Raw genomic sequence first — 15,538 nt, 5'->3', positions numbered from 1 at the left:
CTTTATCGTAACTCAGGCCACATACCTTGATTGACTTCGATTAAAGCATCCAAAACCTTGCGTGCTTTTTTCCCATCGTTGACTAAACGGTTCAGAGTGAAGGCCTCTAGCGCTTTCTGGTAAGAATTTTCATAATAAGCATCCACTAAAAGCTTTTCGCTGGAGACTTGGTTGACCAATAGACCTAGATAAAATTGCGGGATATTGCCGACTCCCATTGGACGCGGGCCATTAGCACCTAATTCACAGACTACCTCTACCATCGCATCGTCTTGGATGTTGGCAATTGCTCCATTATTTTCAACAATTAAAATATGCCGATTGTTTTTGTTGAAGGCAATTGCTACAGCTACTTCAATCATCATTTCCGCGTGGGCATCACTAATGTCATCAAACTTGTCTCCCAAGGTTCCGGCAGCAATAATTTCCTCGCATTCTGCAAACACCCGTTTTTCCCGACCGGCCATGACTTCATCTGCCCGCGTAAAGTTAGGATCTAAGGTCTCTGCTTTGTAATCAGGATACAGATAATATTGATCATAGGTATTCGGTAAAAATTCTGGGAAGTCCTTCATCATGGTTTCCACCATGCCATAGGTATCCAGCCAAGAAGGATCACGCTGCTCGGCATCCTGCGGCAGAAACCCTTGCTTCTTGATTAGTTCTTTAATCTTCGGCAATAAATCCTCTCCGGTATGTTTGTCATAAATGTGGGTGAACCAGCCGTAGTGATTCAAGCCGAAGTAAACAGGGTCCAAATCCTCCCAAGAACAGCCTAGCAAGCGGCTGCATGAGCGAACAACATTTTCCGGCTGATCGCAAATATTTAAAATACGGTGATCCGCTGGAAATTCTCGGCGCAACGCCTCGGCCACGATGGCTGCCGGATTAGAGTAATTTAAAATCCACGCATCCGGTGCATATTCCCGAATTTCATGAACGGCCTTAATCATTTCAACAATCGAACGTAAGCCATAAGCCATGCCTCCTGCTCCACAGGTTTCCTGACCAACCATTCCCATACTTAATGGGATGTGCTCATCCTGTGCCCGCATCGGCAACCCGCCTGCCCGCATTTGCATAAACACAAAATCCATGCCTTCATAGGCTTCCTTGCTGTCAGTCGTATAAGAAAAGTCCAGCTCTGGAAATTGTTCCCGATACAAAATGTCACCAAATTTGCCGACGACATCCTGACGCTCCTGATCAATATCAAACAACACTAATTTTTTTAGTGGAAAGTCCTTTTTCATTCGAACAAATGATTTCAAAAATCCTAAAGTGAAGGTGCTGCCTCCACCGACGATACATACGTTAAATTCTCTCATGATTTACATTCCCCTTAGCTTGAACTCGTTTTATTATTAATGGCCATTTAATATAGTCTTACTATGCCACCGATTGAAAACGAATACAATATCCTGTATTATTTTACTAAGCGATCACCAATCTAGTGATTTGTCACACAATATGTAACAAATTTCAAATAGACTAAACAATAAAGGAGCGATCAGATGTTAGCTGATATCTTAGACAATCAAACCATGACCAGCCTAAACCCCAACGAGCAACTCATTTTGCAATATATTTATACTCATCCTCAGGTAGTTGAAGCAGCGACCATTCGTGAATTGGCGGAACAGCTGGCCGTTTCCACCACCACGATCTTGCGCTTCTGCAAAAAAATCGGCTTGTCTGGCTATAGCGAATTAAAATATTTAATGAAGCAAGCCAACTCTTCAATTCTGCAACCGCCACCTGAGCAGAAGCAGGATGCGGCACTGCTGCAGGAGCTGTCACAGGACATCGAAAACACCCTGCTGTTAATGAAAGAACAGAGTGTTTATCAAATGATTGAGCTGTTAAATAGTACCAAGCACATCCATCTTTATAGCGGCGGCGGCATTTCAGCACGGGTGCTGGACTACTGGGAAAAGATGTTGTTTTCCTATGGTCGGCAAAATGTCTACCGCTACGAAGCCTCCCGTTTGGCCTTTCACATTGCTGAAACTTTGACCGATCAAGATGTGCTGTTTGTCATTAGCTGCAGCGGAACCTATGAGCCAACGATTCGTATGGCTAACCTAGCCAAGATGCGGGGCGCTACTGTAGCTGCGATCACCCCTTATACCGATAACGTTTTGGCCACCATCGCTGATCTGAATTTTCGCTTCTTCGGACGACCGCGACAAAATAAGAATACGGAGTTCACTTCACGGCTGCCCATATTCTTTGTGATTGATACAATTTTCAAAGCCTATCTTGCTTCAAAGGAGGGAGACACTCATGAATAAGCTCTTTGCAAAGCTGGAGGTAGAAAACCTGTCAGAAAATGAACGAGCGATGCTGCAATATATTCAAGAAAATCTGAGTCTGATTGCACGGATGAACCTGCATGACTTAGCCAGCAAATTGTTTGTATCAGACACCATCGTCGTCCGTTTTTGTCAAAAGCTGGGATTAGCCGGCTTTAGCGAACTGAAATATTTAATCAAAAGTGAATTGGCGCTGGAGAAGAAACGTCATACCGTTTTTCGTGAACAAATTGACCAGCAAATCAATGACTTCAAGTATTTTTTGACCTTTGCGCCACTGGATCAGCTTCATACGATCGTACAGCTGCTTTGCAACGACCAGCCCCTGTACATTCACGGCCGAAGTCTTAGTTCGATCCCTGCCAAATATTTGCACACCGTTTTAAACACGCTGAATCGCCGATGTATTTTGGTTGAGGATCTGCATTTGGTAAAAAGTATCAGCCGCACGATTCAGCCAGGCTCGACTATTTTGATCACTTCAGTCAATGTACCCACGGAAATTTATCAAGAGGTTTTCGACAATAGCCGCAAAAATCAGGCCAAAACCATTTTGATTACCTCAGAAAGAACGAAACAAACCGAAAAATTAGCCGATTATTGCTTGTTTAGCAATGACTTGCCCTTAACCTATAATGAAACTGATGTGAATTCACGGATCAACATGCTGAGTTTGGTTCAATTAATTATCGAATTGGCTAGTAAAGAACTGCTGGCAACAGAGCAGCCCGAACTGTAGTAAAAACCATGTAAACGTCCTATCAGACATTTACATTCAAATTATGCAAAAAAAGGAAACGCCAAAGCGTTTCCTTAAGGTAATTTGATTAAAACAACACTATATGACTTAGAGCCGCCTATGACACGGCTCCCATATCACAAGTGAACGATATTTGCCATAATCTCTATTGACTTTTCGGCACATCATGCCCTGCGAAACAACAAGATAGTCGCTCAAAAGCGTCATCTTCTTTACTAAGCTGCTTCTTAAAATACCGCTAGAAGTTCTTCTTCACTTTTCCGTTTCAAACCTTTCAAGTTATAAAATTGAGCTCCCACTCCTATGAAGGCTTGATCTAAGCACTGCCAATTACAATCTAACCTGATATCTATAAAGTCCTTACAACTCGAAAAATTTCACCTAGGAAACCACCACTAACTATTAGTCTATTTTTGATTTCTTAGGTTTGTATATAGCGGTCAAAATACCTAATCCCACTATAACAATCCCCAATACTGTCGGCAGAATCAAACCAGCTCTCCCAGCTCTAGGAATCGTCATTTTACGAAAATTTTGTACACTGTGAGGGACTTCATCATTGGCGTTTATTGAAAATGCTGGTTGATAGTCTCCATGACCGGTTAGATTTTTTATTTGAGCTTGAATAGTTGCACCTGTTGGATCAATCGTAAACGTCCACCAGCCTCCTGGTAATTCATAACCTTCAGGAGATTTTTTTTCGAGCAAGAGATAATCTCCTGCTTTTAAGCTAGAAAAAGTTACCTTTCCGTGATTTGTTCCGCCGTCTTGGCTCACTGCCTGATCCAATAGTTTCCATCGTGTATTGGGTTTCGTAGGATCTTGATCACCATCAGGATTTTCTGGATCAATCTGATAGAGCTCAAACTGAGCCAACGCAAGCCGCTTTTCTTCTGGATTAATTTTCCAGAATGAAAAATCGACACTCTTCTTTTGGTTTAGTAAGACATAGTGTCCTGGTTCAGGGTTATCAGGGTCGTCAGGTGTTATCAGACCAGGATCATCGGCTCCATGATAATTAAAATCAGCTAGGTGATAGCCTTTTTCATTATTGGCGGTTGATTTAAAAGTCCAATGACCAGTCGGCAATTGATACCCTGGATGATAATTATTTTGCTCAACTAATGCATAATACGAATCTTCTTTTGAAGCTTGGACATTGAACAATTTAATGCTGGCATCATCCTCGCCCCAATAATCCCCCAATTTGTTCCAATACACCTCACTGCCAGTACTACCAGGTTTTATCTTCAACCCGGATAGATCACTACCACCAAGGTAGTTGTACAAAACAAAGTTAACATTTGGACCACTAGGAATACTCTTTAAGGCCGTTTTTTTATCCTCATCATATTTATAAACTTTAAAATGCTCAGTCAACGGTGTTAACCGATTTTTGATATAAAGTTCTTGACTCTTATCACTTTGATCAACACCAAAGCCCGTGTCGGAATAATTGTCCCCCACAGTCTGAATTCCAGAGAATTTCCCCAATGGCGTATTATTGCCGTCCCCTGTCCACAAGACCCACCAAACTTTGTTTTCCGACAACTGCTCGTAATGAGGATAAGTGACTGTTCTTTCCACCAATGCGAAGGTTCTCGGATTTCCATTTTCTTCCAATGGAACATCCAGCCGAATTCGGCCTAAAGCGTCAGTTTCAACAGGATTCTCATCGGTAGTCAATCGTTGCCAATAAGCGTTTTGATATTTTTTATCTTCGCTATCATAAGCTGATGGGGGGCTCATATTAGCTGGACTGCCTCCACTATCAGGCCAGCCCACCAGCAAATAGACATCGAACACAGCAGCCCCTTGTGCCAAGGGTTCCCCCACATCATTCACTGAGGGCATTGGCTGATTGAAGGCATCTAATTTGTTGATAGTGAAAGGAATAGCCTCATCGTCCTTGACGTAATAAAGTTTTAAGACCAATGTACCATCAGCAGCGGTTGTGACTTCACCTGATTTTACAGTCATTCCCTCAATATCTTTGTACTGGTACCCAACAAAATTTTTGGGTATACCTTCCACTGTTTCTCCTACAAACCCCACCTTTGATTCTTCCAAGCGGAGAGAGAAATCAGACTGGCTTTCTCCAGTTCCTTCACTTTGAACCCAATGTTGTTCGCGATACTGGGCTTGGGCTTTCTTTTTATTATAGACATAAACCATTTGTCCGTTACTACTAGCAGAAATCTCAAATTTTTCAGAAACTACTTCTTTCAAAACTTTATCGTAATTTATCGAAAGGGTTTTATCGTAACCTTCAGGAGTGGTGACTTCGACGAAACGATACGTCCCATCCTCTAAAACGCCCGTTTGAATAACACCTTTTAATTCTTTATAATTTTCTGTAGTATACGTGCCCACCGCGTCCCACTGATTATTACTTGTCTCCTTTTCAAGTCTGAAGGCAACGTCATTCATTGGTTCATACGTATCTTGGTCTAGCTTGACTAATCGAGCAGTACTTGCATTAATCGCAATTTCACCATAAGGATTTTTTACGGTTCCCTCCGCCTTGACCGGAAGCGTAGTACCTTCTTCAAAATCTGTGCGTAAGCCCCCAGCTTCATATTTATACCAAAGATGAGCCGTATTCTGTTTTGCTATGGGATCTCCCTTATCATCATACTGAATATCTTCTGGTCGATACCCCAAATTCATCGAGATATTATACGTAAGGGCTTGACCGTCCACTACGTTGGAATCCCCGTAGACCAATGTAAAATAATCCTCCAGCCATTCACGTTGGTCTTCTGAATTTAGATTATTACGAATACAAAAGTCAGCCGCTTTTACAGCGAACTCTGGCACCTGTACATTGGTATTACTAGATTTCCGTGTAATCGTCCGTGTTCCTGCTGCATATTGTGTATCTGTCATTTGACTCAAGGAAGGAATTCGATCATTTTTTTCCGATACATTTCCAAAATTAATCATAATTGTACGAACGGGCTGATCATTGATCTTTTCCTCATAGATCCCGTATTGATACGGATTCGTCTGGATTGCGTGACGAAATTCTGTTTTTGACATGTTTTCCTGTTCCAATTTAATAAATGAATACTCACTTTTAGGTAGCTGAACATCCTCAGCTCCACCTGCCTGTCGATACACTGGCCCAAGTCCATTATCTTTCAAGACATAAGAGCGATAAACAGCATATCCATCTGTTATTCCACCCTTTTGCTGATTATGAATATCTGCATCCATTTGAATCGGTCGATAAGCCAATGCTGAAATATCTAAACTGTTGACAACTACCTGTGGATCTAATTGATCTTCAACGTACATCTGAGAATCCAGCTTTGATATCTTTTCTCCCCAATAGTTACGATAACTACCATCTAAATAAAAACCAGTTGGATTATCATCCCAATTGACATAATCTCCCCCTAATTCAATTGCATTCGCCAAATTGACATTGATATCATAAATAATATTATTGTTTGACTGATTGGGTGAATATTTGAATTCATAGCCTTTATTAGGCTCCTCATTCAGCTTTTCAAACTTGATGGTTTTTGCGCTACCACCAAAGGTCACCTGTTGAATTTTGTCTTCCCCAATGACGGTTTGATTTTTCAAAGAATCTGGAATTGTAAACTTTACTCCTGTAATGGAGGTGATGTCGAGTCCTGTTGTTTCAACTCCCGCACCAAACTCGACTACAATAGCGTATTCAGTCGCACTAATCCCCTGCCAATACCACTGACCGAGAATCACATCTTTTTCTACGCCATCAATTTTTACTTTAGCTGTAAAATTCACAGGTGTACTAGAGACAACCGACCAAAAACCCCAGTGTTCATTTTCTGGCAACTTAAGTTTGAACTCATCGCCTGCTTGTAACCCAGACAAGCCTGATAATGACCAAGTAAAATCGAAGGTATAATTCTCGCCAGATTTAGCAGGTGTAGTTTGAGACAGTGGTTGATTGACATCTTGATAGATAGACCAATCATGGACAGTCACGAATTGCGATATATCCTTTGAATTCTTCTGTTCACCAGCTCGTTGTTGGGATGATACCTTTTCCTTCTGCTGACTATCTTTTGTTGAGGCTGCTTCTTTTTCTGTGCTTGGTACGGTTATGTTCTTTACCTGCTGTTCACCTGTGTCACTACTAACAATTGGTTCATTTGATCGTTCAATTGTATTTTTAGTTTGTTCACTAGTTGATTCAGCCATCGTTGTTTCATTCGATAGTTGCTGCTGTGCTTGCACGATCGGCGGTACAAGTTGAAGCAGTAGTAACACAATCAGTAAGAAACTAAATAGCTTAGTACATTTAATCCAGTTCCACCTCATCATACACACCTTCCTTTCTATCATGCAGCGTAATTTCATTTATGCAATCTCTCTGATCGACGATTGCGTAGAATTGTTAGCAGTATTAGTATCAACATGAGTACTGATGTAATCACTGCTGTTAAAATTAGTATTTTCTGTTCCTCAGTCAACCCAACTTTTTGGGCCTTTTGTTTTTGACTTGGTTGATAAGGAACTCTCTTTCCCCGAACCAATAAGCGATGAGAATTAACCCCATAAGGTGTACAAGTCATAAGAGTTACATAGTCTTTTCCTTTATAGGTTCGCAAATGTCCAGTTTGCTCTGGTTCAATAACGGTAATTTGATCTACTTGATAGGCCAATGTTTTCTCTAACACCGTGATATAAAATTGATCTCCTGTTTTCAGTTCTGTTAAATCAGTAAATAGTCTTGCATTAGTAAGACCCGTATGCCCTGTTAAAACAGCATGCGTTCCCGTACCGCCAACAGGCATCGTTGACCCTTCTAAATGTCCGACCGCTTTTTTTAATACTTTATCACTGGTCCCATGATAAATCGGTAATTCAACCGCTATTTTAGGGATTTCAATCTTCCCCATCGTCCCCTCAATATTTAACACTTTATAGTAATTTTGCGGCATCGCAATCCCTGATCCAGGAATAAAAGGATCATGAGCAGGTTGTCCAGTCAGATTTTCATTATAGACTTCCGCTTTTCGCCATTCTTGAGCTTTCTCCTCTTTGCTAAGTTGGTCAACTGACTGCTGATAGTTGTTCAATGTTTTTGTGCCATTTTGCTGATTCAGATAGTTACTAATGTACGGGTATCCTAGAACTCCAAATCCTGTGATTAAAAGAATGAGCGTCAATAGTTTTCGTTTCATTCTTTCACTCCATTTCCTTCGCTATGTAATAAAGGCCGAGGTAAGTTTCCCCCTCGACCCTTTAACGTGTTCCTTGCCTATTTATGTGCCCCTTTTTTCTTATTTAGGTTAAAAATAATCGCCAATCCTACTAGCACGATCCCGATAACAGTCAAAAGCAACGTGCCGACACCACCTGTTTTGGGTAAAGTAAAGCCTCGTGAGTTCTTGATTGGTTCGGTTATGACATATTTTTCAGTAGTCCCGTCTTTCACGAATGTGATCTTTTTAGGAGCATCCAACAAGTTATACCCTTCTGCCGTTTTCGTTTCCACTAACCAATAGGAAGTACTAGCTGTCTTGTCATCCCAAGCAAGCAGTCCTTCAAACGACGGCACGTAAAATGTGTTTCCGTCTAAGCCATAATTTGGCACTGGATCCAAGTCGGTGGTATTTGGAACCATTACCCAATCTTTCGCGTCTGCATAAGCAGTAGTCGTTCCTTCCACATCTGTGAATGATCCATCTGGTTCTAAAATCGCCACGATGTAGCTATTAGTTTTGTCTAAAACAACCTTGAGGTATTTAGCATTTCCAGCATCATCCTCTGTTGCTGCTAGTTGGAATTCCGCCCGGCCTTTTAATTCCGCTACAACACCAGTATAAGTTTTATCTACCTTGATCTCACCAGTCCAAACTTTTGATTTGGGAGTTTGGTCACTGTCTGTCCCGTGTTCATTTTCAAATTCAATTGTTGCTTCATTCTCGATGATGTTTTCATCATCTTTACCATTATTAATATTGCCATTGACCTTCGTATCAAAACTGATCGTGATTTTTGTCACATCAGCGGCAGTTGCGAGTTTTGCAATACCTTTTGCCGTTAAACTGATTTTTAATGTTCGGTCAGCACCCGTATATGCAATATTATAATCATCACCCGCAGTTAACGTTACTTCTATTCCACCACCGCTATTGGTACCTGCAACTATTACACTACTATCACCGGCATAATCTAAGCGTGCATCCAATATATCTGTCACTTCGAACCTACTATATGTCTCAAAATCCGATGGCACATTGGCACGAATCGTCCACTTTACAGTGTCCCCTACCATGATCGTCTCTTTATCTGATGTTTTTTCTGGGTCTAATCCTACATTTTTAGGATAGACATGGACATTCTTATTCCAGCCTGTTCCATCAGGAGTAGTCATCGGGACGGCTACAATAAAAGGGCGTGCTCCAGAAGCAATGGTTTTATCTTCGTTTCCTACCCCTTGAACTTGATAACCAGTCGATGCCCCTAGGTTTTCCTCAACGTAATAGTAACCAGCATCTAAGTTAGAATATTTTAGAAGCCCATGTTCATTTGTTTTTCCATTCGCACCTATATCAGATTGTTTTGGAGTCAAAGTATACGTGTAATCCTTACCAGCCTTTGAAACGGTTAAACTAGTGCCATTTCGTGAATAAGTCCAGCCATCCTTATCTGACGGCGGGATTGCAGGTGCCCCACTATCTGGAGTCAACAGCCAGACATCAAATTGAACCCCTTTAATCGCTGGATTTGAAATTCCTGGATTTAAAATCTCTGTACCATCGCCTTCATTCCCAATCGGTGTTTTATCATCTGCCCAATGCTTATGAATAAATAAGTTTCCTTTTTCTGGTCGAGGTTGAGGTTGCGTTGTATCTTCAGCAACTCCTTGCAGTCCGCCAGCAACTAGCGTAAATCCAACAAACAACAGTGCGACAATTTTCTTTAATTTCTTTTTCATTTTTTCCATCTCTCTTTCTAGCTATCGACTACCTTATTTGGGGGTAACTAATTACATGACAAAGAATTCATAAATTGATTACAAAAATTCCCAGCCATGTTCAGTCTCCTTCATTAAAAGAATCACCTTATTAACTAAATTTCATTACTGTGAATTTATTCTTTACTTAACACTAAGAAATACCACTAACTAGCGACGATTTCCACGATTCGCTTCAAGCTGTTTCGCGTGGTTTCAAAAGTGACTTTCCACGCTCGAAAAGTGATTTCATTTATCCAGCACGAAGGCCTTTGATCGCCTATTCTGGCAGGTTCTCTATCGAATCCAAATCTTTCCGCTTTATTAATCGAATCGAATTTTTTTATTGCTCAACCTATACATGTGTACACTCTTTTTTAGAGCTTTCTTATGAAATGAACTTCGCTGAGCTCATTCGGTAGAGGCGAAGGTAAAAAGGGCAATAAGGAACAGATCAATCCGTGACTATTCGAGAAAAAACGTTAAATTAAAAGATATGAATTGTTCAGGTCCAGAACAAATAATTGAATTTCAAAAAATTCTTTCAAACAAAACATATCGTATAAAAACATAATATAACTTTATTAAATCTAATTTTACTATACACTTTTCTTTAATTCAATCTTTTTATGCATAATATACAGAACTATATCGCGCATAACATCATTATTATGACCTTTCCTATAAACTTTCAAATTCTTTAAAGCTAATAAAATGTATAAAACCAGATGACTTCTATCAAAAAACTAATTTTCGAAAAATATTAATCTTTATGTATTTGTTGTTTAAATGAACTTATGTGAAAATTTCACGTTAAGGCACTCACTGATTCATGTAGAGAAAACATAGCGCCACTCTATTTTTACACCCTTCCTCGCTAATAAAAAAGTTATCCAATTGAACATCTTGACACTCTATACGATAGCTGTTTAATTTCATATGTACACGTAAAAAAGCACCTGATTTTGTCAGGTGCTACGAGAAAATTTATATGATGATAGCTTATGTCTCATCCTCAGTTTCATAAATAGTTAATCATTTAACTTATTCGATTGTTTCAGAAATCTCTCAGTTGTTTTTATCCTTTTATGCGAAAAGTCTGAGGTGCCTTCTTCCATAAAATGACTAATCCAATTGCTATATAGACTAAACTTAAAGCGGAGACCAGCAGAGCATAGCTCAAACCAGTGACATCCAGCTGCAGGTTCAAATAGGCAATTCCGTAGAAAATACCGGAAATAATTTTGTACAGAGGATTCGTCACCTCCAGCTCGCTAGTGAAAGGCTGCAGCACATAATAGATAAACAGCTCATGGAAGGAAAATAAAATCGCCAAGCTGAACAGTAGCAGTACCAACACCGTAAAAAATTGCAGCGATAGAATTCCTGGATTTAACAAAGTAAAGGTTACAAAAATCAGTAAAATACCTAAAATAATTGTTCCGTTGTAAAACAAAGTTTTCCGAAAGCGATAGAAAAAACCCGACAGTATCGTTGAAGCTTCCCGATAAAAAGGATAATACAACATCGCCATATCACAATTTACAAAAACCATCTGCACAATCGTTTTGCCAAAGGAAGCCAAATACATCATAAAAAACAATAATGGTAATAAACCGATCAATCCAGTTTCTGTTGCATCTTTCAATACGCCAAACAGTGACCCAGCAATCACCAGCAACCAAGTAATCCCGATCACTGCCAGACGGATAAGCAAGCTTCGCTGCAAAATACGGCGATAGCGTTTGAACAGAAGATCGTTTAAATACTGACTCCCAAAAAGTGTCTCATTACTTTCTGCTTCCAGCTCCAATTTCTTTTGCATTGACAAACCTTGTCCCAGATACTGCGAATTCTTGGCTGCTGGTGCAGCAGCTGTCGCTTTACGGAGCCGTTCAACCTGCCAAATCAAATAGCCGCCCTCATCATCAAAGCATAAGAACCTATCACCACAGAAAATCGCCAAAATAAGTAATGGAATCCAGCAAACCGGATGTAGCAGACCAGTCATGAGTTTAGCTGTTGGGTCAAACCAAAAATCTGCCGCCACCAGTAAAATGATAGCAAAAAAGATTGTCCAAGTCATCATGCGACGCTGACTTGGGGTCAAGGTATAGGTTTTTCTTCCCAACCAGTAAAAAAACAAATTGATAGCCAAATAAGAGAAACTGCCTACAACCATCACTGCCAGCGGATTACGCAGCAGCAAGCCATAAACAAAAAATGCCGGCCAGTATTTCACCGCTTCAACAACAATTAGCAGCACTAACCGCCCCCGAACAAAACGTTGTCGAGGTAAAGAAAACTGATCCAAAAAATTCACTTCATTGTTATCCATCGAATACCATATACCATCGAAAATACTCACGATTCCCAGCCAGCCTATCCAAAACAATAGACCCTGCTTTACAATATTCGGATCGAATGGAAACAAATCAAATGACCCACCTGACAAAAAACGAATGCTAAAAAAGGCAATCCCATAGCTTAACCCTAGCCATAAGAATTTTGCTCCTAACGTCATGACAGCCTTCCAAATGAAAAGCAGCACAGTCAGAATCTTTTTCAATTCATAGCTTTTAAAGACTGTCCCAGGAATCTTTTGACCAATGACCGGCAGCTTTCGCAAATAGTACAGTAAGCCGTTGACCTTTTGGGTTGTTTTAACCACCGAAAAGATCCAAGAAATTCTGATTATCTCAATCATACCTGATCCTCCTGCGGATCCTGCAGCAGCTGAATAATCTCTTCTTCAAAATCTGCATCATGAATTTTTTCTGCCGGAATGGACTGCAGCTGATGATGATTCAATAAAACAATCTCATCACACAAATCTTGTGCCAATTGTAAAATATGCGTAGAGAAGACCACAATCGAATTCTTTTTAGCAGACAAAATCAATTCTTTCATTTCATGAGCAGCCACCACATCAAAGGAGGTCAGCGGTTCATCCATTAAGAGAACCGGCGGAGTAATCATTAAAGAAACCACCATTTGCACCTTATTTTGCATACCATGAGAAAAATCCTTCAGTAACCGATGCTGATCTTCTTGCTTAATGCCTACCATTGTCAAATATTCAGCAGGAGTTTTACTGCTAGTCACACGGTCAGCATTAATGTCCATAAAAAATTTCACGAACTCTGTTGCTGTCATAAAAGCCGGCAAATGTGGAATCGTATAAACATAGCCGATATCCGTATTAAAATAGTCCCTCGGACCCGCTCCCTGATCCAATAGAATCTCTCCATTGTCCAGCTGCATATTTTTAGCAATGCAATTGAACAGTGTCGTCTTTCCGGAACCATTTCTTCCCAGCAAACCATAAATCTTACCCGTCTCAAAAGTAAAATTGGCTTCATCAAAAATAGTTTTATCATCAAATTTTTTGGCAATATTATTTAACACTAATTTCATTTCTACACTTCTCTCATTTTATTCGCAAAAAAACACTTTTCATAATTGTAACAAACATCATTCGCCACTACGAGAAGATTCTCAAAAGGGTTCTACTAATCAAACAGCAGCTAAGAATATTTTCCCTTAGCTACAAAAATAACTACTTCGTATCATTTATTTTTCAAAAACTAAATCGAATTTTCGTGGGTAGCCGTTGGGATAGCTGTGACAAAACAATATCCTTTTTCGGCATATTTCTTTATAATTTCCCGATGCTCAGTCATTTCACCAATAACGACTCCTTTATGTTTAGGAGTGACGGTCACAAATTCAGAGCTTTTCATTTTTTGCTCATCCTTTTCTATAAGAATACCTTCCCGCTTCTACCTATCACTGACACCACTAGACCTTTCATTTCTCTGCCACAAAAGCGATAAATAGCTGAAAAGTCTATTGATGATTTAGGTTAGCTTTATATATGAAACAGGCTCTTTATTATCTCTTACCACTAACTAGTTAACTTTTACTTCACATTACCTATTCGCTGTAAAAAGCCTCCGTCTGCATCTTTATACAAACGAAGACTTTTCAACTACGCCCCGAAAAATGCCAGTAAAACACCGGCCGCTACTGCTGAACCGATCACACCCGCCACATTAGGTCCCATCGCATGCATTAGTAAATAGTTCCCAGGATTCTCTTTCTGTCCTTCCTTTTGAACCACTCGAGCTGCCATTGGAACAGCTGACACACCCGCCGCACCGATCATCGGATTGATTTCCCCACCGGAGAGCTTGTACATCACCTTGCCCAACAAGACGCCAGAAGCTGTTCCTATACCAAAGGCCAGCAAACCCAAGAAGATAATTTTCAAGGTGGTTGGCGACAAAAACAGATCCCCATCCGCTTTGGCACCAACGGTTACTCCCAACAAAATCGTCACAATATACATCATGGCGTTTTGCAAGGTTTCCGTCAGCTTGGGAACCACCTTTATCTCCCGAATTAGATTTCCTAGCATTAGGCATCCAATTAAAGTTGTTGCACTAGGAACCACCAAGCTAATAAAGATCGTGGTTACAATCGGAAACAAAATTTTCTCGATAGAAGACACATGTCGGGTTTGAGTCATGACCACCTTTCGTTCCTTCTCTGTAGTCAAGAAACGAATGATCGGCGGCTGTATAATCGGCACCAGCGCCATATAAGAATAAGCCGCTAATGCAATTGCTGATAATAAATGAGGAGCCAGACGTGTAGTAACAAAAATAGCTGTCGGTCCATCTGCCCCGCCAATAATCCCGACTGATCCGGATTCAGCTGGGGTCATGCCTAAAGCCGTAGCTAAAAAGAAAGCCGCAAAAATGCCAAATTGAGCAGCGCCTCCTAACAAGATCGTTTTAGGATTGGCAATTAGCGGTCCAAAATCGGTAGAAGCCCCTAAGCAAAGAAAAATAAGCGGCGGATAAATACCTAAATTAGTGCCTTGATACAAATAATACAATAATCCGCCGGGGTTATTCCCTATGGCTTCGTTCATTAAACCCGCTAACGGCAAATTGACCAGCAAAATTCCAAAAGCAATCGGAACCATTAAATACGGTTCATAGCCGCGGCGAATCCCTAAATATAAGAAAAAGCACGCCAATACAAGCATAAATAAATTATTGAATGTCAGATTCGCAAAACCGGAAGTTTCCAGCATTGTCTGAATGATCTTTCCCATACAAATTCCTCCAATGCTACATTGTAATCAACAGCTGTCCCGACTCCACCGACTGGCCAGCCTCCACCATTAGTGCCGAAACTACGCCTTGAACCGGTGCGACAATTTCATTCTCCATTTTCATCGCTTCTAATACTAACAGCGTATCTCCCGCCTGTACCGCATCGCCAACCTTCACCTTCACCGACAAAACATTTCCGGCCATGGGAGCTGGAACTTCCGTACCCTGCGACACTGGAGCGGCTGGGATTGGTTTTGCTGGTGTACTTTGTTGGGCAGCTGCTGTTTTTTGGGCAGCCTCCTCTTCGCTAATTTCCCTTAACGTAACCTGATACACTTGTCCGTCGACTGTAATCTCATAACGCTTCATTTCACCA

At 40.6% G+C, this 15,538-nt stretch carries 11 protein-coding genes; 2 read left to right on the top strand and 9 right to left on the bottom strand.

Annotation, left to right across the window (positions count from 1 at the left end; all coding sequences use genetic code 11):
* Positions 1–2: 2 nt before the first annotated feature.
* Positions 3–1,328 (bottom strand): 6-phospho-alpha-glucosidase, encoded by a 1,326-nt coding sequence (locus tag I588_RS05545; protein ID WP_010757985.1) that lies wholly within the window; start codon positions 1,326–1,328, stop codon positions 3–5.
* Between the two features lie 186 nt (positions 1,329–1,514).
* Between I588_RS05545 and I588_RS05540 the strand changes: the two genes are divergently transcribed.
* On the top strand, positions 1,515–2,294 hold the full coding sequence (locus tag I588_RS05540; protein ID WP_010757984.1) for a MurR/RpiR family transcriptional regulator: 780 nt from the start codon (positions 1,515–1,517) through the stop codon (positions 2,292–2,294).
* Positions 2,287–3,054 carry a MurR/RpiR family transcriptional regulator gene (locus I588_RS05535; protein ID WP_010757983.1) on the top strand — a complete coding sequence of 256 codons (768 nt, stop codon included), beginning with the start codon at positions 2,287–2,289 and terminating at the stop codon, positions 3,052–3,054. Before I588_RS05540 ends, I588_RS05535 begins: the two co-directional genes overlap by 8 nt.
* 423 nt (positions 3,055–3,477) lie before the next feature.
* On the opposite strand, the gene I588_RS05530 is transcribed toward I588_RS05535, so the two are convergent.
* The 8 genes from I588_RS05530 to I588_RS05500 form a co-directional block, all read right to left on the bottom strand.
* The gene (locus tag I588_RS05530) at positions 3,478–7,395 is read right to left on the bottom strand and encodes a SpaA isopeptide-forming pilin-related protein (RefSeq protein ID WP_010757982.1); all 3,918 of its coding nucleotides are present in this window, start codon (positions 7,393–7,395) and stop codon (positions 3,478–3,480) included.
* Positions 7,396–7,427: 32 nt separating this feature from the next.
* On the bottom strand, positions 7,428–8,258 hold the full coding sequence (locus tag I588_RS05525; RefSeq protein ID WP_010757981.1) for a class C sortase: 831 nt from the start codon (positions 8,256–8,258) through the stop codon (positions 7,428–7,430).
* Positions 8,259–8,335: 77 nt separating this feature from the next.
* Positions 8,336–10,018 carry a SpaH/EbpB family LPXTG-anchored major pilin gene (locus tag I588_RS05520; protein ID WP_010757980.1) on the bottom strand — a complete coding sequence of 561 codons (1,683 nt, stop codon included), beginning with the start codon at positions 10,016–10,018 and terminating at the stop codon, positions 8,336–8,338.
* A gap of 1,096 nt (positions 10,019–11,114) precedes the next feature.
* Complete coding sequence (locus I588_RS26370; RefSeq protein ID WP_010757979.1) at positions 11,115–12,743, bottom strand: hypothetical protein; 1,629 nt, start codon at positions 12,741–12,743, stop codon at positions 11,115–11,117.
* Entirely contained in the window at positions 12,740–13,453 is a 714-nt protein-coding gene (locus tag I588_RS05510) for an ABC transporter ATP-binding protein (RefSeq protein ID WP_010757978.1), read from the bottom strand. Before I588_RS05510 ends, I588_RS26370 begins: the two co-directional genes overlap by 4 nt.
* A 170-nt stretch (positions 13,454–13,623) precedes the next feature.
* Complete coding sequence (locus I588_RS27215; protein WP_010757977.1) at positions 13,624–13,779, bottom strand: hypothetical protein; 156 nt, start codon at positions 13,777–13,779, stop codon at positions 13,624–13,626.
* A gap of 248 nt (positions 13,780–14,027) precedes the next feature.
* Positions 14,028–15,161 carry a sodium ion-translocating decarboxylase subunit beta gene (locus I588_RS05505; protein ID WP_010757976.1) on the bottom strand — a complete coding sequence of 378 codons (1,134 nt, stop codon included), beginning with the start codon at positions 15,159–15,161 and terminating at the stop codon, positions 14,028–14,030.
* Between the two features lie 16 nt (positions 15,162–15,177).
* Positions 15,178–15,531 carry a DUF2118 domain-containing protein gene (locus tag I588_RS05500; RefSeq protein WP_010757975.1) on the bottom strand — a complete coding sequence of 118 codons (354 nt, stop codon included), beginning with the start codon at positions 15,529–15,531 and terminating at the stop codon, positions 15,178–15,180.
* Positions 15,532–15,538 lie beyond the last annotated feature (7 nt).

Source organism: Enterococcus pallens ATCC BAA-351, from assembly GCF_000407485.1.
In the GTDB taxonomy this organism is placed as follows: Bacteria; Bacillota; Bacilli; order Lactobacillales; family Enterococcaceae; genus Enterococcus_A; species Enterococcus_A pallens.
This window is presented reverse-complemented; position numbering and strand designations above follow the sequence as displayed.

Bases quoted from the DNA above. Each gene is read 5' to 3' on its own strand.
- I588_RS05520 (WP_010757980.1), bottom strand. From the start codon at position 10,018: ATGAAAAAGAAATTAAAGAAAATTGTCGCACTGTTGTTTGTTGGATTT.
- I588_RS05505 (WP_010757976.1), bottom strand. From the start codon at position 15,161: ATGGGAAAGATCATTCAGACAATGCTGGAAACTTCCGGTTTTGCGAAT.
- I588_RS26370 (WP_010757979.1), bottom strand. From the start codon at position 12,743: ATGATTGAGATAATCAGAATTTCTTGGATCTTTTCGGTGGTTAAAACA.
- I588_RS05510 (WP_010757978.1), bottom strand. From the start codon at position 13,453: ATGAAATTAGTGTTAAATAATATTGCCAAAAAATTTGATGATAAAACT.
- I588_RS05535 (WP_010757983.1), top strand. From the start codon at position 2,287: ATGAATAAGCTCTTTGCAAAGCTGGAGGTAGAAAACCTGTCAGAAAAT.
- I588_RS05530 (WP_010757982.1), bottom strand. From the start codon at position 7,395: ATGATGAGGTGGAACTGGATTAAATGTACTAAGCTATTTAGTTTCTTA.
- I588_RS05500 (WP_010757975.1), bottom strand. From the start codon at position 15,531: ATGAAGCGTTATGAGATTACAGTCGACGGACAAGTGTATCAGGTTACG.
- I588_RS05540 (WP_010757984.1), top strand. From the start codon at position 1,515: ATGTTAGCTGATATCTTAGACAATCAAACCATGACCAGCCTAAACCCC.
- I588_RS27215 (WP_010757977.1), bottom strand. From the start codon at position 13,779: ATGAAAAGCTCTGAATTTGTGACCGTCACTCCTAAACATAAAGGAGTC.
- I588_RS05525 (WP_010757981.1), bottom strand. From the start codon at position 8,258: ATGAAACGAAAACTATTGACGCTCATTCTTTTAATCACAGGATTTGGA.
- I588_RS05545 (WP_010757985.1), bottom strand. From the start codon at position 1,328: ATGAGAGAATTTAACGTATGTATCGTCGGTGGAGGCAGCACCTTCACT.